Raw genomic sequence first — 26,608 nt, 5'->3', positions numbered from 1 at the left:
GGGGCCGGTTCCGCTGATGCTCATTGCCAGAAGGCAACTACGCTCATCGGAACCGGCTTCGCCTTGCATCCACCTGCTTTACTGCGACCTCGCAAAGCGAGAGGCAACCACTCTCGTTCGACAGATTTCGAGGTTTTGACATGAAAGTTTTGATCATCGGCAGCGGCGGCCGTGAGCACGCCCTGGCCTGGAAAGTCGCCCAGGACCCACGCGTCGAGAAAGTCTTCGTTGCCCCAGGCAACGCTGGCACCGCCATCGAAGCCAAGTGCGAGAACGTCGCCATCGACGTCTGTGCCCTGGAGCAATTGGCCGATTTCGCCGAGAAGAACGTCGACCTGACCATCGTCGGTCCTGAAGCACCGCTGGTTATCGGTGTGGTCGATCTGTTCCGCAGCCGTGGGCTGGACTGCTTCGGCCCGACCAAGGGCGCGGCCCAGCTCGAAGGCTCCAAGGCCTTCACCAAGGACTTCCTCGCCCGTCACAAGATTCCGACCGCCGACTACCAGAACTTCACCGAGATCGAGCCTGCCCTGGCCTATCTGAAGGAGAAGGGTGCGCCAATCGTGATCAAGGCCGACGGCCTGGCTGCAGGCAAAGGCGTGATCGTCGCCATGACCCTGGAAGAAGCCGAAGCCGCCGTGCGTGACATGCTGGCCGGCAACGCCTTCGGCGACGCGGGTTCGCGCGTGGTGATCGAAGAGTTCCTCGACGGCGAGGAAGCCAGCTTCATCGTCATGGTCGACGGCCAGAACGTGCTGCCAATGGCCACCAGCCAGGACCACAAGCGCGTCGGCGACAAGGACACCGGCCCGAACACTGGCGGCATGGGTGCCTACTCCCCTGCCCCGGTGGTCACTGCCGAGGTGCACCAGCGTGTGATGGAGCAGGTGATCTGGCCGACCGTGCGGGGCATGGCCGAGGAAGGCAACGTCTACACTGGCTTCCTGTACGCAGGCCTGATGATCGACAAAGCGGGCAACCCCAAGGTCATCGAGTTCAACTGCCGCTTCGGCGACCCGGAAACCCAACCGGTCATGCTGCGCCTGGAGTCGAGCCTGGTGCTGCTGGTCGAGGCCGCCTTCGCCAAGGCCCTGGACAAGGTCGAGGCCCAGTGGGACCCGCGCCCGAGCCTGGGCGTGGTGCTGGCAGCAGGCGGTTACCCGGGCGACTACGCCAAGGGCGACGTGATCAGCGGCCTGGAAGCAGCGGCCAAGATCGAAGGCAAGGTGTTCCACGCCGGTACTTCGCTCAAGGATGGCCAAGTGGTGACCAACGGTGGCCGCGTGCTCTGCGCCACGGCGATGGGCAGCACGGTTGCCGACGCTCAGCAGCAGGCTTACCGCCTGGCCAAGGAAATCAGCTGGAACGGTAGCTTCTACCGGACCGACATCGGCTACCGGGCCATTGCCCGCGAGCGCGGTGAGCACCAGCAGTAAGCATTACCGAATCGCCGTGGTGCCCTGCGCCCACGGCCTTCGGCTCGTCGACAGGCTCTGGCCAAGGCCTTGCCTTCGACTTGGCGCGCCGCGCATAGTTAATACCCGGCACATCAGCTAAGAAGGGATTTCGTCGTGCGTCGGCTTCGGATTGCCACAGCCCTGATCGTCAGCTTGCTGACCTTGCTCTGCCTGCTTCCGGCTTCGGCCGAACAAGGCGGAGGCTGGTCGGTTCTGCTCGATGAACAGGCCAACCTGCAATTGAGCGATGTGCGCTCCGATCGCTACCGCAGCCAGTTCAGCCCCATCGCCCTCGGCGACCTGGATGCCGCGCCCGCGGAACAGGCCCTGTGGCTGCACTACCGGCTGGAGCCTGGCGACCAGGAACAACTGCTGCGGGTGTTCGCCCCGGACCTCTCACGCCTCGACCTCTACGCCCTCGACGGCGACCAATTGCTCCGTCAGCTGCACCATGGCCCCCAGGCCGGCAACGCCAGCCCGACCCTGCGCGGCAGCGACCATGTCTTACCTCTGCCCAACCGCCAGCAGCCGCTGGATATTTACCTGCGCCTGGTCTCCGAGCACCAGCTGCGCCCGGCCATCAGCCTGGAGCCCGCCGCGGTAGCAGCCTCCGACCAGGCTCAGCCCTTGCTGTTCGGCATGCTGTTCGGCGGTTTGGTGATGCTCATCCTGCACAACCTGATCCGCTTCCTCTACACCCGCTCCAGCACCACCCTGGTGCTGGCCCTGTATCACGGCCTGATGCTGCTCAGCGGCCTGATTCTGCTGAACCTCAGCGGCCCATGGTGGCATTTGTGGCATAGCGCGCAGACGCCGGCGGCCTACCTGACCCTGGTCCTGGCAGGGCTGGCCGGGCTGTACTTCACCCAGCATTTCTTTTCCCCCTGCAGCTCGCCACGGCTCAACCGCTTGTTGCAGGGCGAGATACTGGTCACGGCGGTCAGCGGCCTGGTCCTGCTGTTCGTCGATACCCTGCCGCTGAACCTGATGACCTATGCACTGCTGTCGCTGGGCAGCGTAAGCATGCTGCTGGTGAGCAGCTACCACTGGTACAAGGGTTATGGGCCAGCGCGCCTGTTCAGTCTCGCCATGGTGATCTACAACCTCTGCGGCCTGGTACTGCTTCCGGCACTGCTCGGGCTGACCCGCACCTCGACCCCCTGGCTGCTGTGCATCCTCATGGCCATGACCGTGGCCAGCGGGTTGCTCCTCAACCTGGCCGTCAGCGAACGCCTGCGCCGGATGAGCGAGGAACGCTTCAGCGCCAGCCGCGCGCTGGCTGCCAGCGATGCCGAAATCAATGCCAAGGCCGAGTTCCTGGCCAAGATCAGCCACGAGATCCGCACCCCCATGAACGGCGTGCTGGGCATGACCGAGCTGCTGCTCGGCACGCCGCTGTCGGTCAAGCAGCGCGACTACGTGCAGACCATCCACAGCGCCGGCAACGAACTGCTGACCCTGATCAACGAGATTCTCGACATTTCCAAGCTCGAGTCGCGGCAGATCGAGCTGGACGATGTGCAGTTCGACCTCAATGCCTTGATCGAAGACTGCCTGAACATCTTCAGGGCCAAGGCCGAACAGCAGAACATCGAGCTGATCAGCTTCACCCAGCCGCAGGTGCCACGCGTCATCAGCGGCGACCCGACCCGCCTGCGCCAGGCACTGTCGAGCCTGCTGGAGAATGCCCTGAAGAACACCGACCAGGGCGAGATCCTGCTGGTGGTGGCACTGGACCAGCGCGGCGAGGCACCACGCTTGCGCATCGCCGTACAGGACAGCGGCGAGCCACTGCCGGCCGCAGAGCGCGAAGCCCTGCTGCAGGCCGAGCTGCACAGTCATCACTTCCTGTCGAGCAACAAGCTGGGCGGCCACCTGGGCCTGGTCATCGCCAAGCAGCTGATCGGCATGATGCAGGGCGAGTTCGGCATCAAGAGCAGCACCAACATGGGTAACACCCTGTGGCTGACCTTGCCGCTGGACCCTTCGCGACTCGAACAACCGCCCACCGACCTCGACGGCCCGCTGCGCGATGCCCGGGTGCTGGTGGTCGACGACAACGACACCTGCCGCAAGGTCCTGGTGCAGCAATGCAGCGCCTGGGGCATGAATGTCAGCGCCGTGCCTTCGGGCAAGGAGGCGCTGGCCCTGCTGCGCACCAAGGCGCATCTGCGCGACTACTTCGACGCTGTGCTGCTGGACCAGAACATGCCTGGCATGACCGGCATGCAGCTGGCCGCCAAGATCAAGGAAGACCCGAGCCTGAACCACGACATCCTGGTGGTGATGCTCACCGGCATCAGCAATGCACCGAGCAAGGTCATTGCCCGCAATGCCGGGGTCAAGCGAATCCTGGCCAAGCCCGTGGCGGGCTACACGCTCAAGACCACCCTGGCCGAGGAACTGGCGCAACGCGGCCGCGAACAGGCCGTGTCCATACCGATGCCCGGCGCGGCGCCAGCACTTGAGCTGCCCCGCGATTTCCGCGTGTTGGTGGCCGAGGACAACAGCATCTCGACCAAGGTGATCCGAGGTATGCTCGGCAAGCTGGACCTGGAGCCAGATACCGCCAGTAACGGCGAAGAAGCCCTGCAAGCCATGAAGGCACAGCGCTACGACCTGGTCTTGATGGACTGCGAGATGCCGGTACTGGACGGGTTCTCCGCGACGCAGCAACTGCGCGCGTGGGAGGCCGCCAACCAACGCCAGCGCACGCCGGTGGTGGCATTGACCGCGCATATTCTGGCCGAGCACAAAGAGCGTGCGCGCCTCGCTGGCATGGACGGGCACATGGCCAAGCCGGTGGAGCTCTCGCAATTGCGCGAGCTGATCCAGTACTGGGCGAACAACCGTGAGGCCCAGGCGGATACTGCGCATACCTCGTGATGTGCAGGGCCTGTCGCGCCTACACGGGCGATGGGGGCGCTGATACACTCCCCACACCCTTCCTGCCATGGACCTTGCCATGCTCCATGAGTTGTTCAGCGTCTACCTGAAGATGCTCGTGCTCTACAGCCCATTCTTCGTGCTGTCGTGCTTTATCGGTCTGACCCGCGGCTATTCCAGCAAGGAACGCAAGCAACTGGCATGGCGCGTGGCCTTCGCCGCGCTGGTCGCCAGCGTGCTGCTGTACCTGTTCGGGCGGGTGATCTTCGGGGTGTTCGGCATCACGGCCGACGCCTTCCGCATCGGCGCCGGCAGCGTGCTGTTCATCTCGGCATTGGGCATGGCCCAGGGCAAGCCGGCGGTGCAGGCCGACAACGTGCAACAAGACGTGACCATCGTGCCACTGACCATCCCCCTGACCGTTGGCCCCGGCACCATCGGTGCCTTGCTGGTGATGGGCGTGGGCCAACCGCATTGGGACGACAAGCTGCTGGCCATCGTCAGCATCGCCCTGGCCAGTTTCACCGTCGGCCTGGTGTTGTACCTCTCCAACAGCATCGAGCGGATTCTGGGTGACCAGGGCTTGCAGATCGTCAGTCGCCTGATGGGGCTGTTCGTCTGCGCCCTTGCGGCGCAGATCATCTTTACCGGAATCAAAGGTTATCTGTTGCCCTAGAGCTTCAAGTCCTCGATAAGCTGGCGATCCTTGGACAGCACCCGCGACAAGACCAACTGCTTGTGCTGGTCCCTGAACAAACGCAGGTTGAACCGTATCAATTCGGCACTGTGTGCATGAAGTGCCATTTTCAACTCCCCCTTGGCGAACAAGAGGTTCTTGTAGCTGTCCAGTTCGAGCATCTCCATGTGGAACAGCACCATGTCGTAGACGTCACCCGCTCTGCGCACACAAGGCATCAGCTGAATCTGGGTCTTGTTCTGCTCTCTCATCCGCGTTTCGAAGCGCTTGATCAACGTCGGATCGCGCTGCAATGCCAGGATGGACCGTTCCGCGACAGCCAGGTGCTCCGGCCTACCCACTTGCCCGATTCGCGACAATGCCCGTTCCAGTATCCGCTCTCGGCTTGGGCCTGGGTGTCTTACGATAGGCGCAGGCGTCGCATCCCATCCAAGAAAACACAGTTTGCGCCGGTAGTTGGTAAACCAGTCCAGACACAGCGGTTCCTCCTTCTCCTCCGTCGCCACACGGTGTGCAAAGCGGACCACCAACAGAATGTCCTCTCGCGCCTCACGGCTGACATCGGAAGAAAACGGCATGATGCTGCTTTCGACAACCGTGCCGCATAACGATACAGGGTTCAGGTCAGACATCTTCCAGTACCTCCAGGTCGCATACCGGGCGGGACATCGGAAAGCCAGTCCCGATGTCCCGCCCCGCAGATCAGTCGAGTTTGAGTTCAGCCAGCACTTCACGCGCCTTGGCATCGAGTTTCAGCTCGATCAGTTCGCGGGCATTGTTGTAACGGCGGCGGCTGAAGCTCAGCGAAGCGGCGCAGGCATAGGTCGTGGCGCCACGGTGCTCCCATTTGCCCAGCAGGGTTTCGCCTTTCCTGTCGGGAAGTTCATCGTTCTGCAGGGCGCAGACCAACATGACCACCTCACCACTTTCCGATTGAGCGCACTTGCACAGGCTGATGCTCACCCGGTCGTCTTCACGCGTGCGGGTGCCCGGGAGCTTGATGATCTTGCTGTCCTGAAGCGCCTCCATGACGGCGCCACCCAGGTCCTTGAGGCTTTGCCTGATATCGCCGGTCGCCGACCCGTATGCAGACTGAAGCCCCTGGTAGAACAGGTTGCTCATCTCGACGTACGACCCGGACTCCGTAACCTTGTTGACTTCGTACTTGAGTGCCGTCCAACCCGTCGCCCCCATGATCCGCAGGTATTCTTCGAACCAGGCCTCCACCTCCTTGGTGGGGTGATATTTCTTGTTGGCGGCCTGGGTGGCCAGGGCATGGCTGTCGCGACTGGCTTCGCGAACGAGCTCGGTGACGTTGTCGCTGAACACGAACAGGTTTTCGTCGGCGAGCAGTTGAAGTGTCTGTTTCTCGCGGGTGGCGGTCATGTGGCGGATCTCCGTGATAGGGGGGGTGAGCCCTTGCGGCCCACCCACAAACCTACCGATCGCCAGACACCTTGCCCTGCCTGAAATGCTTCCTCGACGGCAGCTGTTCCAACCGCTTACGGTTTGCTGCCGTACCAGCGCGGGGTGTAGGTCCACAGCCCCCCGTCCGCACGCTCGAAGGTGCAGGTGGTGGAGGATCCGATCAATACCATGGTGCGCATGTCGACCATTTCTGGCACCAGTTCGGCCAAAGGTACGACCTTGAGCGTCTGCCCGGGCCTACCAACGTCGCGACCGAGGACTACAGGCGTGTTCCCCTCCCGATGCTGACGCACGATCTCCAGGGCACGCCCCAACTGCCAAGGTCGCGAGCGCGAGATGGGGTTGTAGAACGCCAGGACAAGGTCGGCCTGCGCCGCCAGGTCCAGACGTCGCTCGATGATCGACCAGGGCTTTAGGTTGTCCGACAGTGACATCACGCAGAAGTCGTGCCCCAACGGCGCGCCAGCCTGCGCGGCAGTGGCCAACGAAGCGGACACCCCCGGCAGGATCTCCAGGTCCACGCGATGCCAGGCCGGGTCGGTCGATTCGTGCAGGGCTTCCAGTACGGCGGCAGCCATGGCGAATACCCCTGGGTCGCCCGACGACACCACCACCACCGAGCGCCCCTGGGCGGCCAGTTCGAAGGCGTGGCGAGCACGCTGCATCTCTTCGCGGTTGTCGGTGCAATGCAGAATCTGGTCGCCACGGAAGGGGCCGGCCATGCGCACATAGGTCTCGTAGCCAAGCACATCCTGGGCGCGGGCCAGTTCAGCCTTGACCGCGGGAACCATCAATTCGGCGGCGCCAGGCCCCAGTCCTATGACCGCAAGGCGGCCACGGGGGCGGCCGACCCGGGTGACATCCACGGGCGACGGGGCCAACGCGATGACCACACCGCCTTGTTCGATCAGGCGTGCTCCAGGCAAGGCAGCGCTCGCCAGGTCCGCCAGACCGGACACCCTCGGGGCGAAGCGCAGCGCAACGCCGAGCGTCTGCGCAGCCTCATGCAGGGACGGCTCTGCCATGGCCTGCTCGGCCACCAGCAAGCAGGCCAGTGACGGCTCGGCGATGCCCGCGGCCCCCAAGGCAGCACGCACCTGCTCGACCAGAGCCGGCCCAACGGACTCGATGGCGACCACTACCGAGCGGGCGTGGATCAGTAATTCATCACGGCTGGCCGGACGCGCCTCGCACCCTACGTGAATGATGCGCTGCGCGGACTCACTGGCCGGCAGCTGAACCTGCGCAAGCCACGGGGCATCGCCTTCGACACGTACCGTCTCGCCAGCCAGCAGGTCCGAAACGAAACGCTTGCCCTGCTCGATGTCCGCCAGCGCATACCCCTCGGGTGGGTTCAACAGGCAGGTGCCGAATCGCAACTCGCCGCTGGTGGTGATCGCCGCAGGCACACCCAGTGCCTCGCCAATCTCGCGGGCCATGACATTGACCCCGGCCAGACCGCCCAGCAGTGGCACCACCGCACTGCCATCCTCGGCGACTGCCAGCACGGGCGGCTCGACGCCTTTCTCCGTGAGCATGCTGGCCAGGCTGCGAATGACGATGCCGGCCGCGCACAGCGCGATGATCGGCGTGTCCTGCTGGTACAAACCACGCAAGGTGTCGCCAAACGACGCATAGCTATGGTCGGTGCCTTCGACCCGCCCGCTCAGGCCATGGATCGCAGCACCTGGGTAAAGCCCCTTGATCCGCTGCGCCGTGACCAAGCTGCCAGGGCCCAGAACGATGATCGCAGGCGCCTTGTGCATGTTCATCCCTGCCATTTTTCACCCGGCACGATGATCAACGAGAAGTACGGCGACGACTGCGGATCGACCTCATCCAGCGGCACGATCTTCTGATTGGCCATGGTCGCGCGCTCGACATACAGCGCACGACCGTCCAGGCCCAGTTCAGCCAGCACCTCGCGCACCTTGGGGAAGTTGCGGCCAAGCTTCATGATCACCGCTGCGTCGGCGTCGGCCAGGCGGCGCTTGAGCGCTTCGGCCGGCAACACGCCAGACAGCACCGACAGGCTCTGATTGCGGTACACCAGTGGCGCACCCAGCACCGAAGCCCCGCCGAGCATCGAGCACACCCCCGGAATCACTTCGGTGTCGTAGCGGTCGGCCAGTCGGTCGTGCAGATACATGTACGAGCCGTAGAAGAACGGGTCGCCCTCGCAGATCACCGCCACGTCACGGCCGGCATCCAGGTGCTCGGCCACCTGTACGCTGGCTTCGTCGTAGAAATCGCTGATCACCTGCTCGTAGGACAAGGGTGCTGGCAAGGCTTCGGTGGTCACCGGGTACACCAGCGGCAGCAAGGTCTGCTCAGGTTGCAGGTGCGCCTCGATGATGCCGAAGGCATTGCCACGCTTCCCCTTGGCCACGAAGTAGCCAACCACGGGCGACTCGCGCAGCAGGCGCAGCGCCTTGACGGTGATCAGTTCAGGGTCGCCAGGGCCCACGCCCAGGCCCAGCAGACGTCCGCGCGGCGTCATCACTCCACCTCCGTGGCCAGGGCGTTGACCGCGGCGGCGGCCATCGCACTGCCGCCCAGGCGGCCCTGCATGATCACGAACGGCACGCCACGACTGTCGGCGGCAAGCATCGCCTTGGATTCGGCGGCACCGACGAAGCCGACCGGGAAACCGAGGATCAACGCAGGCTTCGGTGCACCAGCGTCGAGCATCTCCAGCAGATAGAACAAGGCGGTCGGCGCGTTGCCGATCACCACCACGCTGCCCTCAAGGTAAGGCCGCCACAGCTCCAGCGCCACGGCAGAGCGGGTATTACCGGCATCCTTGGCCAGGCCCGGCACGCTTGGGTCGCGCAGGGTGCAGATCACCTGGTTGTTGGCCGGCAGGCGCGCACGGGTGATGCCTTCGGCCACCATGTGCGCGTCACACAGGATCGGCGCACCGTTGGCCAGGGCCTGGCGCCCGGCGCGGCCCGCGCCTTCGGAGAACTGCAGGCCATCGATGGCGTCGACCATGCCACAGGCATGAATCACCCGCACGGCGAGCTTTTCGAGATCTGCGGGAATCCGCTCGAGCCGGGCCTCCTCACGGATGATCCGGAAGGAATTGCGATAGATCTCCTGACCATCGCGGATGTAGTCAATCATCAAGGTGCTCCGTCGGCAGGTCGAGCATGGCGCCTGCTTCGTTCAAGGTGAGGTTGGCGGCGCGCAGGGCACCGAAGCCCGGCAGGCGCGCATCGCGCAGGTAAAGGTCATAACGGCCCGGCGAGCGGGCCAGCAGCGTGGCTGGGGCGACGTGGGCCATGGCGCAGGATCGCGGGCAGCCAGACAAATGCACGCTGCCAGGAGCGCCTGGGCGCAACAGCGAGGCCAGGGCAACGGCATCGGCCTTGGTTTCGGCCTGGGCCTTGGCGCAGCCGCTGGCACCGGTGCAGGCGGTGATTCGGGCCAGGGGAGCCTGGCTGTCGCACAACAGGCCGGTGGCTGCGAGCGCCGCCAGCGCCTGATCGCTGCGGTCGGCAGCGATACTGGTCAGCACCAGGCTTTGCCAAGGGCTCATGCGCAGGCTGCCATCGCCCATTTCGCGGGCAACCTCTGCGGCGCCGCGCAGCATGTGGGGTGTCAGTCGCCCCAGCGGCGGTGCAACGCCCAGGGCAATGCCTTGGGCCTGGGGTAGAACGCCCAGCCGGGGACTGGCGCGGCCTGTCCGCCTCCAGCTCAGCACGGCGGCATCGTGGCGGATATCCAGTCCGAGCCCATCGATGAACGCCTGGGGCGTGCAGCTTTTCAGCAATTGACGCATACGCGACTGCTCGGGGCTGGCCAGGTCGAGGAAGCGCTCCAGCACGGCACGCACCAGGGCCAAGCCCTGCGCCACCGGCACGGCGCCCAGCACTTGCCCATCGACCAGGCTGCCCGCCAGGCCAAACGCCAACCAGGTGCGATGCTCCAGGCGCACGGCCGACAGCCACAGGTCGTGTGGATGCTCAAGCATGGCCAGGCCCTCGCCGCCATCGAGCTGCACGGCGAACTTGGCGGAGAGCTGATGCAGGCGCGGGGTGCTTTCCAGCATCTGGAGGATCTCCAGCGCCAAGGGCCGCACATCCAGCAACATTGCCGGGTCATGCCCGGCCAGAGGGCTGAGCATGACGTTGCGCACATCGTCGCCAGCGGCCTCGCGCGGGCCGAGCCCGGCAGCCAGCAGGCTGTCGATCAAGCCGCTCGGATCGCGGCCAATGCCGCGAATCTGCAGGTTGCCCCGGTTGGTCGCCTCGATCACACCACCGGCATAACGCTCGGCTGCCGCCGCAACGGCTTCGGCCTGGTCGGCCAGCAGCAGGCCACCGGGCAACTTGATCCGGCAGATTCCACCGTCAAGGGCACTGACGATGCGCCACAACCCCGGACAAGCCGAGGGACGGGGTGAAACTTCGGGGGCGTTGGGCTGCTTCAATGGGGCGTCCGGCAATCTGCGAAAATGCGCTTGAGTGTAGAAGGCGCGGTATTATGCCTGCTTTGTCCGGCGGCATGAAAAGCCGGTGGTCTTGTGACGTGGTTTGGGGTCGGTGCACAACCCCGAAAATAGTGAAGAGGAACCCATGGCCCCCTGGCTGACAGTAGTAGGTATCGGCGAAGACGGATTCAGCGGTCTGGGCAAGCACGCCCGGCGCGCCCTGCTGAGCGCTTCGCGGATCATCGGCAGCCCGCGCCAGTTGGCCCTGCTGCCACGCTGCGTGCCTGGCGAGCGCCAGCCATGGCCTGCCCCCTTCTCCCTGGCCCCGGTCCTGGCCCTGCGCGGCGAGCCGGTGTGCGTGCTGGCCAGCGGCGACCCCATGTTCTACGGCGTCGGCGCCAGCCTGGCGCGACAGCTCCCCGCCGACGAGATGCAGGTGCTATCGATGCCCTCGTCCTGTGCCCTGGCCGCCGCCCGCCTCGGCTGGCCATTGCAGGAGGTGCAGGTGGTGTCGGTCGTCGGCCGGCCCCTGGCAACGCTGAACGCTCATCTGCACAGCGGTGTGCGCCTGCTGGTCCTGAGCAATGACGGCAGCAGCCCCGGTGCCATCGCTGCTTTGCTGCGCGAGCGGGGTTTCGGCCCCAGCCGCGTGCAAGTCTTCGAGCATCTGGGTGGCGTCGAGGAACGTCGCTTGTCAGCGACGGCCGAAGACTGGCCTGATGCACAGGTTGCCGCACTCAACCTGGTCGCCATCGAGTGCATCGCGACCCCGCATGCGTTGCGCCTGCCTCGGGTCGCCGGGCTGCCCGACGGGGCTTTTCGCCATGACGGCCAACTGACCAAACGCGATGTCCGCGCCATCACCCTGGCCCGCCTGGCACCGCAGCCGGGCGAGCTGCTGTGGGACGTGGGCGCGGGGTGCGGCTCGATTGGCATCGAGTGGATGCGCGCGCATCCTGCCTGTCGGGCACTGGCCATCGAAGCCGACGAAGGGCGGCAAGGCTTCATCGAACATAACCGCGACGCGCTGGGCGTGCCTGGGCTGCAGTTGATCCGTGGCAAGGCACCCGACGCCCTGCAGGCACTGGAGCGCCCCGACGCGATCTTCATCGGCGGCGGCGTCACCCGTGAGGGCGTATTGCCGCTGTGCTGGGAGCGTCTGCGGCCTGGTGGGCGCTTGGTCGCCAACGCCGTGACCCTGCAAAGCGAGTTGGCCCTGGCCCACTTCCGCGAACAGCACGGTGGCGAACTGACGCGTATCCACATCGCCCAGGCGCAACCTCTGGGCCGCTTCGACACCTGGCGCCAAGCCCTGCCAATCACCCTGCTCGACGTGGTGAAGCCTGCCGATGCGTGAAGAAACCCAAGAACAACCAGCCCCCCTGCGCAGCGGCCTGACCACCGGCAGCTGCGCCACGGCCACCAGCCTGGCGGCGGCGCGCCTGTTGCTGACCGGTGAGTGCCATGATGCGGTGAGCATTACCTTGCCCAAGGGCAAAGTGGTGCAGATGCGCCTGGAGTTTTGCCGGCGCAATGACCAAGGCGCTGAAGCCGGTACCCTGAAGGATGCAGGCGACGATCCGGACGTCACCCATGGGGCGTTGCTCTACACCCAGGTGCGTTTACTGGCGGAGCCAGGCATCCGCTTCGTCGCGGGTAAAGGCGTCGGCACGGTCACGCGACCTGGGCTGGTACTGGCGGTAGGCGAACCTGCGATCAACCCGGTGCCGCGGCGCATGATCAGCGAGCACCTGCAACAACTTGCCAGCGACTGTGCCTACGCTGGGGGCTTCGAGGTCACGGTCAACGTGCGCAACGGCGAACAGCTGGCGCTCAAGACCATGAACCCACGGCTGGGCATCCTGGGGGGCTTGTCGATTCTCGGCACCAGCGGCATCGTCCGGCCGTTTTCGTGCTCCGCCTACATCGCCTCGATTCACCAAGGCATCGACGTCGCCCATACCAACGGATACACCCACATCGCCGCCTGCACCGGCAATGCCAGCGAGGACACCATACGCCGCGTCTACGGCCTGCCGGAAATCGCCTTGATCGAGATGGGCGACTTCGTCGGCGCGGTGCTCAAGCACCTGCGCAAAGTGCCGGTAGCCCAGGTGACCTTGTGTGGCGGCTTCGGCAAGATCAGCAAGCTGGCGGCCGGGCATATGGACCTGCACAGCCGCCATTCGAGCATCGACCTGCCGCAACTGGCCGGCTGGGCGGCGGACATCGGTGCCGACCCGGCACTGCAAACCGCCATCGTCGCCGCCAACACCAGCCAGCAGGCGCTGGCCCTGGCCCATGCCCAAGGCATAGCCCTGGGTGATGCAGTGTGTGACCACGCCCTGGCCTTTGCCCGCAGCGTGGTGCCCGCGCAGGTGCGAATGGAAGTGATCGCCATCGACCGGCAAGGCGGCATCGTAGGCCGCGCGGGTACCTTATGAGCGGACGCATCCTGCTGCTCGGTGGCGTCACCGAGGCCCTGGCCATCGCCCGTCGACTGGGCCCCGAGCACGTCTACAGCTTGGCCGGTATAGGCCGTGTGCCCCAGGACCTGACTTGCCAGGTGCGCGTCGGCGGCTTCGGGGGAGCCGAGGGACTGGCGCGCTACCTGCGCGAAGCAGGCATTACCCTGCTGATCGACGCCACCCATCCCTATGCCGCACAGATCAGCCAGAACGCGGCAAGCGCCGCCCGCGCCACCAGCACCCCGTGCTGGGCCCTGCGCCGCCCGGCCTGGCAGCCTCAGCCTGGCGATGACTGGCGCGAGGTGGAAAACTGGGCGGACCTGATCCAGGCTCTCGCCCCTTTCCGCCGCCCGCTGTTCACCTTGGGCCGCGAGCCCTTGCAACATCTGGAGGAGATACCGGCTGGCCAGTTCTGGACACTCCGCGCCCTAGAGGCCTGCCCAGGCAATGCGCGCTGCGAGGTGATCGGCGCACGCGGGCCGTTCGACATCGCCGGTGAGCGAGCGTTGTTCGATCGTCGGGACATCGATGTATTGGTCAGCAAGAACAGCGGCAGCGTGGCCACCGAGCCAAAGCTGGAAGTGGCGCGGGAACGGGGGGTGCCGGTACTGGTCCTGAAACGCCCGCCGTTGCCGAAGGCAGAGCGCGAATTCCACTCGGCAAGCACGCTGCTTGAGGCATTGGGCTTGCCAAGCACCGACCGCGCGGCGGATCTGCCGAAGCGAGGCCAGCCGGAAAGCCAGGTGGGCGAAGACTTTCAGCGTTAGCTGTGCGGCGTCGAAGCTGGATTCGGTCAGCGGATCGAAGCGAAGCGTCCAGGGGTACTGCGTCACTTCACCGCACCCCGCCATTTTTACCTATACTCCGCCGTACAATAGCCACCACGATTCCTGACCGGATCTCTCCATGCCCCCACGTCGGCACATCGCCTGGATAGCCTGCCTTGCAGTGCTGTTCAACCTGCTGGCCATGCCGCTGTCCTCTGCTGCGCCCAAGGGCCCTGCTGAGCAGCTGCTGTGGGGGGCTTTCTGTTCCAGCATGGCGGGCAAGGCCAAGGTCGATGTCCAGGCCCTGGCCAAGATCGACCTGGGTACGCAAAGCGACGACCACTCCAACATGCAGCACTGCTGGTGCTGTTCGGGCGCCGCGCCCTTGCTTGCCCTGCCGGGCTATCCGCCGCAATTGCACAATCCGCCCACCGTGCTTGCCGGGCTCGCGCCTCAGCTTGCCGCGTACCAACCTACGCCCCGCCAGCTTTGGCCCGCGCTCAACCCCCGAGCCTCTCCCCTGGTCTGAGTTCATCACGCTTTCGCTTCGAACCCGATCAGAACGGAGACATGCCCATGCTCGAACGCACCCTCATGCTGGCTGCCCTGCTGCTGCCTGGCACCTACGCCAATGCCCACGAGTACACCGTAGGCGACCTGCACATCGCCCACCCCTGGTCGCTGGCGCTACCGCCGAACGCCCCCAACGTCGCGGCCTATTTCGTCGTCCACAACAATGGCAAGGCCGACGATCGCCTGCTCGGCGTCGACAGCCCGATCAGCGATGATGCGCAACTCCACGAGCACGCCCAGACCAGCGGCGGCACCATGAAGATGCAGCAGGTGCCAAGCGTAACGGTACCTGCGGGCAAGGACCTGACCTTCGCCCCTGGCGCCTACCACGTGATGCTGATGCAACCGAAAGAACGCAGCCTGCTCAGCGACGGCAAGCGCTTTCCATTGACCCTGCACTTCGAGAAGGCCGGCGACATCACCGTCGATGTGGCCGTGCAGAAGCAGCCACCGACGGACCAGCCGCAGGCCCACGAACACGCGCACTGACGCCAGCTGACAGGCGCTCGCCACCATGAGCCTGCCACGTAACAGCCTCAGCCGTACCACCCGCCCTGAACGCAGGCGCGTCGGTGGCGGTTGGCTGAGCCTGTTCGCCATGTGGATGATCTTCATCGGCCCGCTGATTTCCCAGTCGATGCCGATGGATCACCACGCCAGCATGAGCATGCCAATGGACATGCCGATGGCGGCTGCCCATCAGCATGGCGGCGATACACATCACGGCATGGGCAACGATGGCCAGTTGCATGTGATGTGGGAAAAATGTGGCTATTGCAGCCTGCTGTTCAACTGCCCCGCCCTGCCGCAAACCCTTAGCCCACTCAGCGTAGCCAGCACAGCGCCCTCCACCTTCATCCTTGCACCCACGCGCCAGGGCCATGCCCGGCAGGCCGTGTTCCCCGGCGCACGCAGCCGCGCGCCGCCCCTTTCGATCAGCGTCTGAACCCCCGATATCGCCCGGAGCCAGGAGGCTTCGCGCTTACTCATGACTGATCGACTGGAATCATTATGTCCGGCTGCACCCCTGTATTCGCTCCCGCCGTCTGCGGGACCCTCGCCGCACTGTGCGGCTCGCTGCTCGCCCCCATGGCCTTGGCCGCCGATACCGGCCATGAAGGCCATGAAGCGGAACTGAGCCCGACGGTGATCACCGCCGTAGCGCCAAGCTCGCCGCTGACCGTCGTCACCCATCCGAAAGACCCTCGCCAACCGGTGCCGGCCAGCGATGGTGCCGACTACCTCAAGACCATTCCCGGCTTCTCGGCGATCCGCGCCGGCGGCACCAATGGCGACCCCGTACTGCGCGGCATGTTCGGCTCACGCCTGAACATCCTCACCAACGGCGGCGTGATGCTCGGCGCTTGCCCCAACCGGATGGACGCGCCGACCTCCTACATTTCGCCGGAAACCTACGACCGCCTCACCGTCATCAAAGGCCCGCAAAGCGTGATCTGGGGCCCCGGGGGCTCGGCTGGCACCATTCTCTTCGAACGCGATCCGGAACGCTTCGGCACCATCGGCAGCCGCGTCAACGCCAGCCTACTGGCCGGCTCCAACGGCCGCTTCGATAAGGTCCTCGACGCCGCGGCTGGCAACAGTCTCGGTTACGCTCGCTTCGTCGGTAACCAGTCACGCTCGGACGACTACAAGGACGGCAATGGCGACACCGTGCCGTCTCGCTGGGACAAATGGAACGGCGATGTGACCCTTGGCTGGACGCCAGATCAGGACACCCTGCTGGAGCTTACCGCCGGCAAGGGCGACGGCGAGGCACGCTACGCCGGGCGGGGCATGGATGGTTCGCAGTTCAAGCGCGAGAGCCTAGGCCTGCGCTTCGAGAAATCCAACCTGGGCGAGGTGCTCGACAAAATCGAGGCGCAGGTCTACTACAACTACGCCGACCATGTGATGGACAACTACAGCCTGCGTACTCCGTCAGGCACCGGCATGATGGCCGGGCCGATGGCCGCCGCTGTCGAACGCCGCACGCTGGGGGCACGGATCAAGGCCACCTGGCGCTGGGCCGATGTGCAACTGATCAGCGGCATCGACGCGCAGACCAACGAGCACCGCGCGCGCAGCGCAATGGGCGTGGACACCTACAAGGACAAACCCTGGGACAAGGACGCCGACTTCCACAACTATGGCGCCTTCGGCGAACTCACCTGGTACGCCACCGGCGAAGACCGCCTGGTCACCGGCCTGCGCCTGGACCGTGCCTCAGCCAGGGACTTTCGCGAGGACAGCGCCACCCAGGGCAACACCCGTGCCGACACCCTTCCCAGCGGCTTCGTTCGCTACGAGCACGACCTGGCGGCGTTGCCAGCCACCACCTACATCGGCCTCGGCCATGCCCAGCGCTTCCCCGATTATTGGGAGCTGTTCTCCCCGGACCAGGGCCCAACCGGCTCGACCAATGCCTTCGACAGCATCAAGCCTGAGAAAACCACCCAGCTCGACGTTGGCATCCAGTACCGCGACGAGCGCCTGGAAGCCTGGGCCTCGGGATATATCGGGCAGGTACGCGACTACATCCTGTTCGACTATCGCACCGGCATGATGGGCATGAGCAGTACCCAGGCACAGAACATCGACGCCCGCATCATGGGCGGCGAACTGGGGGCGGCCTACAAGCTGACCGAAAACTGGAAGGCCGACGCCACCCTGGCCTACGCCTGGGGCAAGAACAGCAGCGACGGCAAGGCACTGCCGCAAATGCCACCGCTGGAGAGCCGCCTGGGCCTGACCTACAGCCGCGACACCTGGAGCGTCGGCGCCCTCTGGCGCCTGGTCGCCGAACAGAACCGTATCGCCGAGAACCAGGGCAACGTGGTGGGCAAGGACTATCAGAAAAGCGCGGGCTTCGGCGTGTTCTCGCTCAACGGCGCCTACAAGGTGAGCCACAACCTCAAGCTCAGCGCGGGGGTCGACAACCTGTTCGACAAGGCCTACGCCGAGCACCTGAACCTGGCAGGGAATGCCGGGTTCGGCTACCCGGCCAGTGATCCACAGCCGGTGAACGAGCCAGGCAGGACCTTCTGGACCAAGGTCGATTTCAGCTTCTGACAATAACAACGGGCGCGGCTTCGGGCGCGCCCATCAGCAGGTCAAGACAGGAGGCTCCCATGAGCGGAACACGCATTTCTTTCTACAACCTGGCCTGGCGTTGGCATTTCTATGCGGGGCTGTTCGTCGCGCCCTTCATGATCCTGTTGGCGATCACCGGGATCATCTACCTGTTCAAGCCACAGCTCGATCCTTTGATGTACCGCGACCTGATGGTGGTCGAAGCCGGTACGCAGCGACAGGGTGCCGACACCCTGTTGGCTGAAGTGCGCCAGGCCTATCCACAGGGGCACGTGGGCCAGTACCTGCCGCCCGTCGATGCCGAGCGCAGTGCGCAGTTCGTGGTGCACGAGGGCGCTCGCGAGCTCAACGTCTTCGTTGACCCCTATACCGGCAAGATCCTCGGCGACCAGGACGCCAAGCAGAACCTGCAGGCTATCGCCCGGGCCCTGCACGGCGAGCTGATGGTCGGCACGGTCGGCGACAGGCTGGTCGAGCTGGCTGCCGGCTGGGGTATCGTGCTGGTGGTGTCTGGCCTGTACCTGTGGTGGCCGCGAGGGCGCAGCGGTGGCGGCGTGTTGTGGCCCAGGCTGTCTGCCCGTGGCCGCGTGTTGTGGCGCGACCTGCACGCAGTAAGCGGCTTCTGGGGCTCGGCGCTGTTGCTGATGATGCTGCTCAGCGGCATGACCTGGACCGGGCTGTGGGGCAAGCAGTACGCCGATCTGTGGAACCGCTTCCCGGCGGCCATGTGGAACGACGTGCCCAAGTCGGACCAGCAAGCGCGTGAACTCAACAGCGCCCATCGCCAGACCGTGCCCTGGGCCATGGAGAACACCCCAATGCCACAATCCGGTGCCCATGCCGAACATGCTGGGCATCACATGATGTCCAACGCGCCAGCGGCGCCCCAAGTGAGCGTGCAGCAGGTCGAGGACATCGCCACCGCCCGCCAGGTCGAACCCGGCTACAGCATCACGCTACCGACCACGGCCGAAGGCGTATTCACCGTCTCGGTGTTCGCCGACGATCCGCGCAACGATGCCACCCTGCACGTGGATCAGTACAGCGGCAAGGTTCTGGCCGACGTGCGCTGGCACGACTACAGCCCGGTGGCCAAGACCACCGAACTGGGTGTGATGCTGCATGAAGGCAAGATGTTCGGGGCACTGAACCAGATCATCATCCTGCTGGTGTGCCTGATGATTCTGCTGGGTTCGGTCAGCGGCCTGGTGATGTGGTGGAAGCGCCGGCCAGCAGGTGGCCTGGGCGTGCCGCCGCTGCGCCATGACCTGCCGCGCTGGAAGACGGCGGTGGCAGTGATGCTGGTGCTCGGGGTGATGTTCCCGCTGGTGGGAGTGTCGATGGTCGTGATGTGGGGGGTGGACAGCCTGGTGCTGCGGCGCCACCGGGCGTTGGCCAATGCCTGAATCTCGATAGGTGCCGGCCCATTAGCGGGTTTTACCGCGAAAGGGCCGCCGCGGGACACAGGCTGCCACCCAAAAAACGAGTCGATCTGTCACGCACACATCTGGAACGAGCGTGTTAGCCTAGCCGGCTACCTCTGAAAAGAAGACCGACTCTCGATGGAATGCAGCCCATGACCCGGACCTCATCTCCTCCTGCTGAAGATCAGCACCTGCAACGCAACCTCACCAACCGCCACATCCAACTGATCGCCATTGGCGGCGCGATCGGCACCGGCCTGTTCATGGGCTCGGGCAAGACCATCAGCCTGGCAGGCCCTTCGATCATCTTCGTCTACATGATCATCGGCTTCATGCTGTTCTTCGTCATGCGCGCCATGGGCGAGCTGCTGCTGTCGAACCTCAACTACAAGTCGTTCATCGACTTCTCTGCCGACCTGCTCGGCCCATGGGCGGGCTACTTCACGGGTTGGACCTACTGGTTCTGCTGGGTAGTCACCGGCATTGCCGACGTGGTCGCCATCGCCGCATACACCCAGTTCTGGTTCCCCGAACTGCCGCAGTGGATACCCGCGCTGACCTGCGTGGCGGTGCTGCTGTCGCTGAACCTGGTGACCGTGAAAATGTTCGGTGAACTCGAGTTCTGGTTCGCCCTGATCAAGATCGTCGCCATCCTCGGCCTGGTCGCCACCGGCCTGTACATGGTCGTGACCGGTTTCAACGCACCTAGCGGCCATACCGCGCAACTGGCCAATCTGTGGAACGACGGCGGCATGTTCCCCAATGGCCTGATGGGCTTCTTCGCAGGCTTCCAGATTGCCGTGTTCGCCTTCGTCGGCATCGAGCTGGTCGGTACCACCGCTGCTGAAGCGAAGAACCCAGAGCGCACCCTGCCACGGGCGATCAACTCGATCCCGGTGCGGATCATCGTGTTCTATGTCCTGGCGCTGGTCGCGATCATGGCCGTGACCCCATGGCGCGAGGTGGTGCCGGGCAAGAGCCCGTTCGTCGAGCTGTTCGTGCTGGCGGGTTTGCCGGCGGCGGCAAGCATCATCAACTTCGTGGTGCTGACCTCGGCAGCGTCGTCCGCCAACAGCGGCGTGTTCTCCACCAGCCGCATGCTCTATGGCCTGTCCCAGGAAGGCGATGCACCCAAGGCATTCGAGAAATTGTCGAGCCGCTCGGTGCCGGCCAACGGCCTGTACTTCTCCTGCACCTGCCTGCTGCTCGGGGCAGTGTTGATCTACCTGGTACCCAACGTGATCGAGGCATTCACCCTGGTGACCACCGTGTCGGCGGTGCTGTTCATGTTCGTGTGGACGCTGATCCTGCTGTCATACCTGAAGTACCGCAAGCACCGCGCGGCGCTGCACCAGGCTTCGATCTACAAGATGCCTGGCGGTCGTTTCATGTGCTACGTCTGCCTGGCGTTCTTCGCGTTCATCCTGGTGCTGCTGAGCCTGGAAGCGGACACCCGCTCTGCGCTGGTGGTGACGCCGATCTGGTTCCTGCTGCTGGCGGTGACCTATCAGTTCGTACGCAGCAAGCGGCATCCGCGTGCAGCCGTGAGTGAAGCGTCCAACAGCTGATACAACCCTTGGGGCTGCTACGCGGCCCCAATCCTGTGCACGCCAAAAGCGCAGGCACCAAATCGGATCCACTTCACGCCCTAATACCTCGCACAACCCCTCTATTGTGCACCTTCTGCCACTAGGCACACCCCTTGCAAAGCCCCTCCCCGCTTGCCCAACACCATAAAAAACTCAGCGGAGAGAGCACATGAAGCGTCGCAGTCTGATCAAGGCCTTTACCCTCAGCGCATCGCTCGCGGCGATGGGCCTGAGCTGGAGCATCCAGGCCGCCGAAACCATCAAGGTCGGCATCCTGCATTCTTTGTCCGGGACCATGGCGATTTCCGAGACATCGCTCAAGGACATGGCGCTGATGACCATCGACGAGATCAACGCCAAGGGCGGGGTCAACGGCAAGATGCTCGAGCCGGTGGTGGTCGACCCGGCCTCCAACTGGCCGCTGTTCGCCGAAAAGAGCCGCCAACTGCTGACCCAGGACAAGGTCGCCGTGGTGTTTGGCTGCTGGACTTCGGTGTCGCGCAAGTCTGTGCTGCCGGTGTTCGAGGAGCTCAATGGCCTGCTGTTCTACCCGGTGCAGTACGAGGGTGAAGAGATGTCGCCCAACGTGTTCTACACTGGCGCCGCGCCGAACCAGCAGGCCATCCCGGCCGTGGAATACCTGATGAGCGAGGACGGCGGCAGCGCCAAGCGCTTCTTCCTGCTGGGTACCGACTATGTCTACCCACGTACCACCAACAAGATCCTGCGCGCCTTCCTGCACAGCAAGGGCGTGGCGGACAAAGACATCGAAGAGGTCTACACGCCGTTCGGCCACAGCGACTACCAGACCATCGTCGCCAACATCAAGAAGTTCTCCGCCGGTGGCAAGACTGCGGTCATTTCCACCGTCAACGGCGACTCCAACGTGCCGTTCTACAAGGAACTGGCCAACCAGGGCCTGAAGGCCACCGACGTGCCGGTGGTGGCCTTCTCGGTGGGTGAGGAAGAGCTGCGCGGTATCGACACCAAGCCACTGGTGGGCCACCTGGCCGCGTGGAACTACTTCGAGTCGGTGGATAACCCAGTCAACCAGAAGTTCGTCGCCGACTGGAAAGCCTATGCCAAGGCCAAGAACCTGCCAGGCGCCGACAAGGCAGTGACAAACGACCCGATGGAGGCCACTTACGTGGGCATCCACATGTGGGCACAGGCTGCCGAGAAGGCCAAGTCGACCGATGTCGACAAGGTCCGCGAAGCCCTGGCCGGGCAGACCTTCAAGGCACCGTCGGGCTTCACCCTGACCATGGACAAGACCAACCACCACCTGCACAAGCCCGTGATGATCGGCGAGATCCAGGATGACGGGCAATTCAGCGTGGTGTGGGAAACCGAGCAGCCGCTGCGTGCACAGCCGTGGAGCCCGTTCATTCCGGGCAATGAGAAGCGGCCGGACTACGCGGTGAAAGGTAACTGAGTGCATTGGGGCCGCTTTGCGGCCCATTCGCGGGTAACCCAGCGTCCACAGAGACCGCACCCTATTCAAACTGTGCAGCGTACCTGTGGGAGCGGGTTGACCCGCGAAGAATCCACCGCCGATTTCCAGGATTACCCGCATGCTCAGACTGCTGCTCACCCTGCTCCTGCTGATGCCCTTGGCAACCCAGGCCAACGAGGGCGAATTCTTCCTCACCGCCAAGCCCGCCGAGCAGGCTCGCCTGCTCGAAGGCTGGGCGGCGCAACCCGATGCCGCGCGTCTTGCGCTGCTGGAAAACCTTCGTCAGGGCCGCATCGCCGAAGGTGATAGCCGCAAAGTCCGCCTCAACAACCGCCTGCGCGGGCTGATCGACAACGCCCTGGCCAGCCACCAACTGCTGAGCGACAACCGCGACACGCGTCTGACCGCCGCCCAGCAACTGCAGAAAAGCGCACAACCGGCGCAAATGGCCTTTCTCGACCGGCGCTTCGCCAGCGAGCAGGACGCCGCCGTGCATGCCGCGCTCGGCCTGGCACTGGCCAACCTGCAATTAGGCGCCAGCGAACCGGCCGTGCGCCTGGCAGCCGTGCGCCTGCTCGGCGAAACCGGCGACCCCCTGGCCCGTACCCGGCTGGAAGCGCTGTTGCAACCTGACGCCGAACGCGACCCCGGCGTGCGTACCGCGGCCGAAACCAGCCTGGCCCAGGTCAAACGCAAGCTGCTGGCAGGCGAATTGCTCGGCCAGGCCTTCAGCGGGCTGTCCCTGGGCTCGATCCTGCTGCTGGCCGCCCTGGGCCTGGCGATCACCTTCGGCCTGCTCGGGGTGATCAACATGGCCCACGGCGAGATGTTGATGCTGGGCGCCTACAGCACCTACATGGTCCAGGTGCTGCTGCAACGCTATGCACCGGGCGCCATCGAGTTCTATCCACTGATCGCTTTGCCTGTGGCCTTCGCTGTCAGCGCCGGGGTCGGCATGGCGCTGGAACGTACCGTCATCCGCCACCTCTACGGCCGGCCGCTGGAAACCCTGTTGGCGACCTGGGGCATCAGCCTGATCCTGATCCAGGCCATTCGTCTGATCTTCGGCGCGCAGAACGTCGAAGTGAGCAACCCGGCATGGTTGTCCGGTGGCATCCAGGTGCTGCCTAACCTGGTGCTGCCATACAACCGCCTGGTGATCATCGGCTTCGCCCTGGCGGTGGTACTGCTCACCTGGCTGCTGCTCAACCGCACCCGACTGGGCCTGAACGTGCGTGCCGTGACCCAGAACCGCAACATGGCGGCCTGCTGCGGCGTTTCCACCGGGCGCGTCGACATGCTCGCCTTCGGCCTCGGCTCTGGTATTGCGGGGCTCGGCGGCGTGGCCTTGAGCCAGGTCGGCAACGTTGGCCCGGACCTGGGCCAGAGCTACATCATCGATTCGTTCCTGGTGGTGGTGCTCGGCGGTGTCGGCCAGCTCGCCGGCAGCCTCTGGGCAGCCTTTGGCCTGGGCATCGCCAACAAGCTGCTGGAGCCGCAGATTGGCGCGGTACTCGGCAAGATCCTCATCCTTGCGTTGATCATTCTGTTCATCCAGAAACGCCCGCAAGGCCTGTTCGCCCTCAAGGGACGGGTAATCGACTGATGAACCAGCCTCTGCTTGTTACCGCTTCGCAAAAGGCCGGGCCACGCCTGACCCTGGCCATCGGTGCCCTCGTCGTGCTGGTGCTGGTGGCCCTGCCACTGCTGTCACTGCTGCCGGCGGACAACGCCCTGCAGGTCTCGGCCTACACACTGACGCTGGTCGGCAAGATCCTCTGCTATGCCATCGTCGCGCTGGCACTGGACCTGGTGTGGGGGTATGCCGGCTTGCTGTCCCTTGGTCATGGCCTGTTCTTCGCCCTGGGGGGCTACGCCATGGGCATGTACCTGATGCGCCAGGCCGCTGGCGACGGCTTGCCTGGGTTCATGACATTCCTGTCGTGGAACGAGCTGCCCTGGTACTGGGCTGGAACCCAGCACTTCGCCTGGGCGCTATGCCTGGTAGTGCTGGCACCTGGGCTGCTGGCGCTGGTGTTCGGTTTCTTCGCCTTCCGTTCGCGGATCAAGGGCGTGTATTTTTCGATCATGACCCAAGCGCTGACCTTCGCCGGCATGCTGCTGTTCTTCCGCAACGAGACGGGCTTCGGTGGCAACAACGGGTTCACCAGCTTCCGCACCATCCTGGGCTTCGACATCGCCGCCCAGGGCACCCGGGCGGTTCTGTTCCTGCTGACGGTCGGCCTGCTGCTGGCGAGCCTGTACCTGTGCTGGCGTCTGACCCAGAGCAAGTTCGGACGCTTGCTCACCGCCGTGCGCGATGCCGAGAACCGCCTGATGTTCTGCGGTTACGACCCGCGCGGGTTCAAGCTGCTGGTGTGGGTGCTCAGCGCGGTTCTATGCGGCCTGGCCGGCGCCTTGTACGTGCCCCAGGTAGGCATCATCAACCCCAGCGAGATGTCGCCGACCAACTCCATCGAAGCCGCGGTATGGGTCGCCCTGGGTGGCCGTGGCACGCTGATCGGCCCGTTGCTCGGCGCCGGCCTGGTCAATGGCATGAAGAGCTGGTTCACCGTGGCATTCCCGGAATTCTGGCTGTTCTTCCTCGGCGCGCTGTTCATCCTCGTCACCCTTTACCTGCCCAAGGGGGTGGTCGGCCTGTTGAAAAAAAGGAGCCAGCCATGAAAGGCGTCCCCCCTGTGCATCCGGAGTTCATGCTCGAACCGGTTTTCGACAACCTCGGCCCCAGCCGTGACGCCATCGGCCTGGGCCAGCGTCGCAAGGCCGGCCTGGATACCCGCCACGGCACGGTGCTGAGCCTGGAAGACATCAGCGTGAGCTTCGATGGCTTCAAGGCCCTCAACGCGCTGAACCTCTACATCGGCGTCGGCGAGTTGCGGTGCATCATCGGCCCCAACGGGGCGGGCAAGACCACGATGATGGACGTGATCACCGGCAAGACCCGTCCGGACACCGGCAGTGCCTACTTCGGCGACACCCTCGACCTGACCCGCATGAGCGAGTACCAGATCGCCCAGGCCGGGATCGGCCGCAAGTTCCAAAAGCCGACGGTGTTCGAGGCGCTGACGGTGTTCGAGAACCTGGAGCTGGCGCTCAAGACCGACAAATCGGTCTGGGCCAGCCTCGCGGCGCGCTTGAGCGGCGAACAGCGCCAGCGCATCGAAGAGGTGCTCAGCACCTTGCGCCTGCTGCCCTTGGCTCAGCGCCAGGCGGGGTTGCTGTCCCATGGCCAGAAGCAGTTCCTGGAGATCGGCATGCTGCTGGTGCAGGAGCCGCAATTGCTGTTGCTGGACGAGCCGGTGGCCGGCATGACCGATGCCGAGACCGAGTTCACCGCCGAACTGTTCAAGGGTCTGGCCGGCAAGCACTCGCTAATGGTGGTGGAACATGACATGGGGTTTGTCGGCAGCATTGCCGACCATGTGACGGTGTTGCACCAGGGCAGTGTGCTGGCGGAGGGATCGCTGGAGCAGGTGCAGGCCAATGAGCGGGTGGTCGAGGTGTATCTGGGCCGATGATTCTCCGGTGGCTGTGCCAGCCTCTTCGTGGTTTACCCGCAAAGCGGCTGGCATGAGCACTGCAACCATTTCAGGAATTCTCACATGCTGAAAATCGACTCCCTGCACCAGTTCTACGGCGGCAGCCACATCCTCCGAGGCTTGTCCTTCGAGGCCAAGGTCGGCGAGGTCACCTGCCTGCTCGGGCGCAACGGCGTGGGCAAGACCACCCTGTTGCGCTGCTTGATGGGGCTGGTGCCAGCCCGCGAAGGCAGCATCGAATGGGAAGGCAAGGCCATCACCACGCTCAAGCCCCAGCAACGGGTGCATGCCGGTATCGCCTATGTGCCCCAAGGCCGCGAGATTTTTCCGCGCCTGACCGTCGAGGAGAACCTGCTGATGGGCCTGTCGCGCTTCCCGGCCCGCGAAGCCCGTGAAGTGCCCGCGTTCATCTACGAGCTGTTCCCAGTGCTCGAACAGATGAAACAACGGCGGGGGGGCGATCTCTCCGGCGGCCAGCAGCAACAGCTGGCCATCGGCCGCGCGCTGGCCAGCCGCCCACGCCTGCTGATCCTCGACGAGCCCACCGAAGGCATCCAGCCCTCGGTGATCAAAGAGATCGGCGCAGTGATCCGGCGCCTGGCAGCGCGCGGCGACATGGCCATCTTGCTGGTGGAACAGTTCTACGACTTCGCCGAGGCGCTGGCGGACCAGTACCTGGTCATGGCCCGTGGTGAGATCGTGCAACGGGGTCGTGGCGAAAACATGCAGGCAGAAGGTGTGCGCGGGCTGGTAACCATTTAATCTGCAGCCATCGATC

At 64.7% G+C, this 26,608-nt stretch carries 23 protein-coding genes; 17 read left to right on the top strand and 6 right to left on the bottom strand.

What is annotated here, in order from left to right; genetic code table 11:
- Window positions 1–140 precede the first annotated feature (140 nt).
- The 3 genes from purD to tspR all read left to right on the top strand — a co-directional run bounded on the left by purD (window position 141) and on the right by tspR (window position 5,019).
- A complete protein-coding gene (gene purD, locus IF103_RS02935; RefSeq protein WP_023378542.1) occupies window positions 141–1,436 on the top strand; it encodes a phosphoribosylamine--glycine ligase in 1,296 nt (431 codons plus the stop codon).
- Between the two features lie 135 nt (window positions 1,437–1,571).
- Window positions 1,572–4,343 carry a hybrid sensor histidine kinase/response regulator gene (locus IF103_RS02930; RefSeq protein ID WP_023378541.1) on the top strand — a complete coding sequence of 924 codons (2,772 nt, stop codon included), beginning with the start codon at window positions 1,572–1,574 and terminating at the stop codon, window positions 4,341–4,343.
- A 79-nt stretch (window positions 4,344–4,422) separates the two neighbouring features.
- The gene (gene tspR / locus IF103_RS02925; RefSeq protein WP_023378540.1) at window positions 4,423–5,019 is read left to right on the top strand and encodes a type III secretion system genes modulator TspR; all 597 of its coding nucleotides are present in this window, start codon (window positions 4,423–4,425) and stop codon (window positions 5,017–5,019) included.
- Here the strand turns inward: tspR and IF103_RS02920 are convergent.
- The 6 genes from IF103_RS02920 to cobG all read right to left on the bottom strand — a co-directional run bounded on the left by IF103_RS02920 (window position 5,016) and on the right by cobG (window position 10,918).
- Window positions 5,016–5,672 carry a hypothetical protein gene (locus tag IF103_RS02920; protein WP_023378539.1) on the bottom strand — a complete coding sequence of 219 codons (657 nt, stop codon included), beginning with the start codon at window positions 5,670–5,672 and terminating at the stop codon, window positions 5,016–5,018. The two genes, tspR and IF103_RS02920, sit on opposite strands and share 4 nt — an antisense overlap.
- Window positions 5,673–5,742: 70 nt before the next feature.
- Window positions 5,743–6,426 carry a hypothetical protein gene (locus IF103_RS02915; protein WP_202675850.1) on the bottom strand — a complete coding sequence of 228 codons (684 nt, stop codon included), beginning with the start codon at window positions 6,424–6,426 and terminating at the stop codon, window positions 5,743–5,745.
- Between the two features lie 116 nt (window positions 6,427–6,542).
- Window positions 6,543–8,249: a precorrin-3B C(17)-methyltransferase gene (gene cobJ, locus IF103_RS02910; RefSeq protein ID WP_202675849.1), complete on the bottom strand. Its 1,707-nt coding sequence runs from the start codon at window positions 8,247–8,249 to the stop codon at window positions 6,543–6,545.
- On the bottom strand, window positions 8,237–8,968 hold the full coding sequence (locus IF103_RS02905) for a precorrin-2 C(20)-methyltransferase (protein WP_023378536.1): 732 nt from the start codon (window positions 8,966–8,968) through the stop codon (window positions 8,237–8,239). Before IF103_RS02905 ends, cobJ begins: the two co-directional genes overlap by 13 nt.
- A complete protein-coding gene (locus IF103_RS02900) occupies window positions 8,968–9,594 on the bottom strand; it encodes a precorrin-8X methylmutase (RefSeq protein ID WP_023378535.1) in 627 nt (208 codons plus the stop codon). Before IF103_RS02900 ends, IF103_RS02905 begins: the two co-directional genes overlap by 1 nt.
- Window positions 9,587–10,918, bottom strand: a complete 1,332-nt coding sequence (gene cobG / locus IF103_RS02895) for a precorrin-3B synthase (RefSeq protein WP_027907984.1) — start codon at window positions 10,916–10,918, stop codon at window positions 9,587–9,589. The genes IF103_RS02900 and cobG overlap by 8 nt, the downstream gene beginning before the upstream one ends.
- Window positions 10,919–11,048: 130 nt before the next feature.
- Between cobG and IF103_RS02890 the strand changes: the two genes are divergently transcribed.
- From IF103_RS02890 to urtE, 14 genes are all read left to right on the top strand, one after another.
- Window positions 11,049–12,260 (top strand): bifunctional cobalt-precorrin-7 (C(5))-methyltransferase/cobalt-precorrin-6B (C(15))-methyltransferase, encoded by a 1,212-nt coding sequence (locus IF103_RS02890; RefSeq protein WP_027907983.1) that lies wholly within the window; start codon window positions 11,049–11,051, stop codon window positions 12,258–12,260.
- Window positions 12,253–13,347 (top strand): cobalt-precorrin-5B (C(1))-methyltransferase, encoded by a 1,095-nt coding sequence (locus tag IF103_RS02885; RefSeq protein WP_202675848.1) that lies wholly within the window; start codon window positions 12,253–12,255, stop codon window positions 13,345–13,347. The genes IF103_RS02890 and IF103_RS02885 overlap by 8 nt, the downstream gene beginning before the upstream one ends.
- Window positions 13,344–14,138 (top strand): cobalt-precorrin-6A reductase, encoded by a 795-nt coding sequence (locus IF103_RS02880; protein WP_104883000.1) that lies wholly within the window; start codon window positions 13,344–13,346, stop codon window positions 14,136–14,138. The genes IF103_RS02885 and IF103_RS02880 overlap by 4 nt, the downstream gene beginning before the upstream one ends.
- 139 nt (window positions 14,139–14,277) lie before the next feature.
- Window positions 14,278–14,667 carry a DUF2946 domain-containing protein gene (locus tag IF103_RS02875; protein WP_023378530.1) on the top strand — a complete coding sequence of 130 codons (390 nt, stop codon included), beginning with the start codon at window positions 14,278–14,280 and terminating at the stop codon, window positions 14,665–14,667.
- 47 nt (window positions 14,668–14,714) lie between these two features.
- Window positions 14,715–15,200, top strand: a complete 486-nt coding sequence (locus IF103_RS02870) for a copper chaperone PCu(A)C (RefSeq protein WP_202675847.1) — start codon at window positions 14,715–14,717, stop codon at window positions 15,198–15,200.
- A gap of 25 nt (window positions 15,201–15,225) precedes the next feature.
- Window positions 15,226–15,657 carry a DUF2946 domain-containing protein gene (locus IF103_RS02865; protein ID WP_023378528.1) on the top strand — a complete coding sequence of 144 codons (432 nt, stop codon included), beginning with the start codon at window positions 15,226–15,228 and terminating at the stop codon, window positions 15,655–15,657.
- Window positions 15,658–15,722: 65 nt separating this feature from the next.
- Window positions 15,723–17,780: a TonB-dependent copper receptor gene (locus IF103_RS02860; protein ID WP_202675846.1), complete on the top strand. Its 2,058-nt coding sequence runs from the start codon at window positions 15,723–15,725 to the stop codon at window positions 17,778–17,780.
- Between the two features lie 59 nt (window positions 17,781–17,839).
- A complete protein-coding gene (locus tag IF103_RS02855) occupies window positions 17,840–19,207 on the top strand; it encodes a PepSY-associated TM helix domain-containing protein (protein ID WP_023378526.1) in 1,368 nt (455 codons plus the stop codon).
- Window positions 19,208–19,377: 170 nt separating this feature from the next.
- A complete protein-coding gene (cycA, locus tag IF103_RS02850; RefSeq protein ID WP_023378525.1) occupies window positions 19,378–20,793 on the top strand; it encodes a D-serine/D-alanine/glycine transporter in 1,416 nt (471 codons plus the stop codon).
- A gap of 190 nt (window positions 20,794–20,983) precedes the next feature.
- Window positions 20,984–22,249, top strand: coding sequence for an urea ABC transporter substrate-binding protein (gene urtA, locus IF103_RS02845; RefSeq protein ID WP_023378524.1), 1,266 nt, complete (start codon window positions 20,984–20,986; stop codon window positions 22,247–22,249).
- A 139-nt stretch (window positions 22,250–22,388) separates the two neighbouring features.
- Entirely contained in the window at window positions 22,389–23,876 is a 1,488-nt protein-coding gene (gene urtB / locus IF103_RS02840) for an urea ABC transporter permease subunit UrtB (RefSeq protein ID WP_023378523.1), read from the top strand.
- Window positions 23,876–24,955, top strand: a complete 1,080-nt coding sequence (gene urtC / locus IF103_RS02835; RefSeq protein ID WP_023378522.1) for an urea ABC transporter permease subunit UrtC — start codon at window positions 23,876–23,878, stop codon at window positions 24,953–24,955. Before urtB ends, urtC begins: the two co-directional genes overlap by 1 nt.
- The gene (urtD, locus tag IF103_RS02830) at window positions 24,952–25,809 is read left to right on the top strand and encodes an urea ABC transporter ATP-binding protein UrtD (RefSeq protein ID WP_023378521.1); all 858 of its coding nucleotides are present in this window, start codon (window positions 24,952–24,954) and stop codon (window positions 25,807–25,809) included. The genes urtC and urtD overlap by 4 nt, the downstream gene beginning before the upstream one ends.
- 84 nt (window positions 25,810–25,893) lie before the next feature.
- On the top strand, window positions 25,894–26,592 hold the full coding sequence (gene urtE / locus IF103_RS02825; RefSeq protein ID WP_023378520.1) for an urea ABC transporter ATP-binding subunit UrtE: 699 nt from the start codon (window positions 25,894–25,896) through the stop codon (window positions 26,590–26,592).
- The last annotated feature ends 16 nt before the right edge of the window (window positions 26,593–26,608 follow it).

The organism is Pseudomonas sp. SK2, from assembly GCF_016772395.1.
GTDB classification, from domain to species: Bacteria; Pseudomonadota; Gammaproteobacteria; order Pseudomonadales; family Pseudomonadaceae; genus Aquipseudomonas; species Aquipseudomonas taiwanensis.
Note: the sequence above shows the minus strand (reverse complement) of the source record. Positions and strands in the feature narration are given on the sequence as shown.

Bases quoted from the DNA above. Each gene is read 5' to 3' on its own strand.
- purD (WP_023378542.1), top strand. From the start codon at position 141: ATGAAAGTTTTGATCATCGGCAGCGGCGGCCGTGAGCACGCCCTGGCC.
- tspR (WP_023378540.1), top strand. From the start codon at position 4,423: ATGCTCCATGAGTTGTTCAGCGTCTACCTGAAGATGCTCGTGCTCTAC.
- IF103_RS02920 (WP_023378539.1), bottom strand. From the start codon at position 5,672: ATGTCTGACCTGAACCCTGTATCGTTATGCGGCACGGTTGTCGAAAGC.
- IF103_RS02915 (WP_202675850.1), bottom strand. From the start codon at position 6,426: ATGACCGCCACCCGCGAGAAACAGACACTTCAACTGCTCGCCGACGAA.
- cobJ (WP_202675849.1), bottom strand. From the start codon at position 8,249: ATGGCAGGGATGAACATGCACAAGGCGCCTGCGATCATCGTTCTGGGC.
- IF103_RS02905 (WP_023378536.1), bottom strand. From the start codon at position 8,968: ATGACGCCGCGCGGACGTCTGCTGGGCCTGGGCGTGGGCCCTGGCGAC.
- IF103_RS02900 (WP_023378535.1), bottom strand. From the start codon at position 9,594: ATGATTGACTACATCCGCGATGGTCAGGAGATCTATCGCAATTCCTTC.
- IF103_RS02890 (WP_027907983.1), top strand. From the start codon at position 11,049: ATGGCCCCCTGGCTGACAGTAGTAGGTATCGGCGAAGACGGATTCAGC.
- IF103_RS02885 (WP_202675848.1), top strand. From the start codon at position 12,253: ATGCGTGAAGAAACCCAAGAACAACCAGCCCCCCTGCGCAGCGGCCTG.
- IF103_RS02880 (WP_104883000.1), top strand. From the start codon at position 13,344: ATGAGCGGACGCATCCTGCTGCTCGGTGGCGTCACCGAGGCCCTGGCC.
- IF103_RS02875 (WP_023378530.1), top strand. From the start codon at position 14,278: ATGCCCCCACGTCGGCACATCGCCTGGATAGCCTGCCTTGCAGTGCTG.
- IF103_RS02870 (WP_202675847.1), top strand. From the start codon at position 14,715: ATGCTCGAACGCACCCTCATGCTGGCTGCCCTGCTGCTGCCTGGCACC.
- IF103_RS02865 (WP_023378528.1), top strand. From the start codon at position 15,226: ATGAGCCTGCCACGTAACAGCCTCAGCCGTACCACCCGCCCTGAACGC.
- IF103_RS02860 (WP_202675846.1), top strand. From the start codon at position 15,723: ATGTCCGGCTGCACCCCTGTATTCGCTCCCGCCGTCTGCGGGACCCTC.
- IF103_RS02855 (WP_023378526.1), top strand. From the start codon at position 17,840: ATGAGCGGAACACGCATTTCTTTCTACAACCTGGCCTGGCGTTGGCAT.
- cycA (WP_023378525.1), top strand. From the start codon at position 19,378: ATGACCCGGACCTCATCTCCTCCTGCTGAAGATCAGCACCTGCAACGC.
- urtA (WP_023378524.1), top strand. From the start codon at position 20,984: ATGAAGCGTCGCAGTCTGATCAAGGCCTTTACCCTCAGCGCATCGCTC.
- urtB (WP_023378523.1), top strand. From the start codon at position 22,389: ATGCTCAGACTGCTGCTCACCCTGCTCCTGCTGATGCCCTTGGCAACC.
- urtC (WP_023378522.1), top strand. From the start codon at position 23,876: ATGAACCAGCCTCTGCTTGTTACCGCTTCGCAAAAGGCCGGGCCACGC.
- urtD (WP_023378521.1), top strand. From the start codon at position 24,952: ATGAAAGGCGTCCCCCCTGTGCATCCGGAGTTCATGCTCGAACCGGTT.
- urtE (WP_023378520.1), top strand. From the start codon at position 25,894: ATGCTGAAAATCGACTCCCTGCACCAGTTCTACGGCGGCAGCCACATC.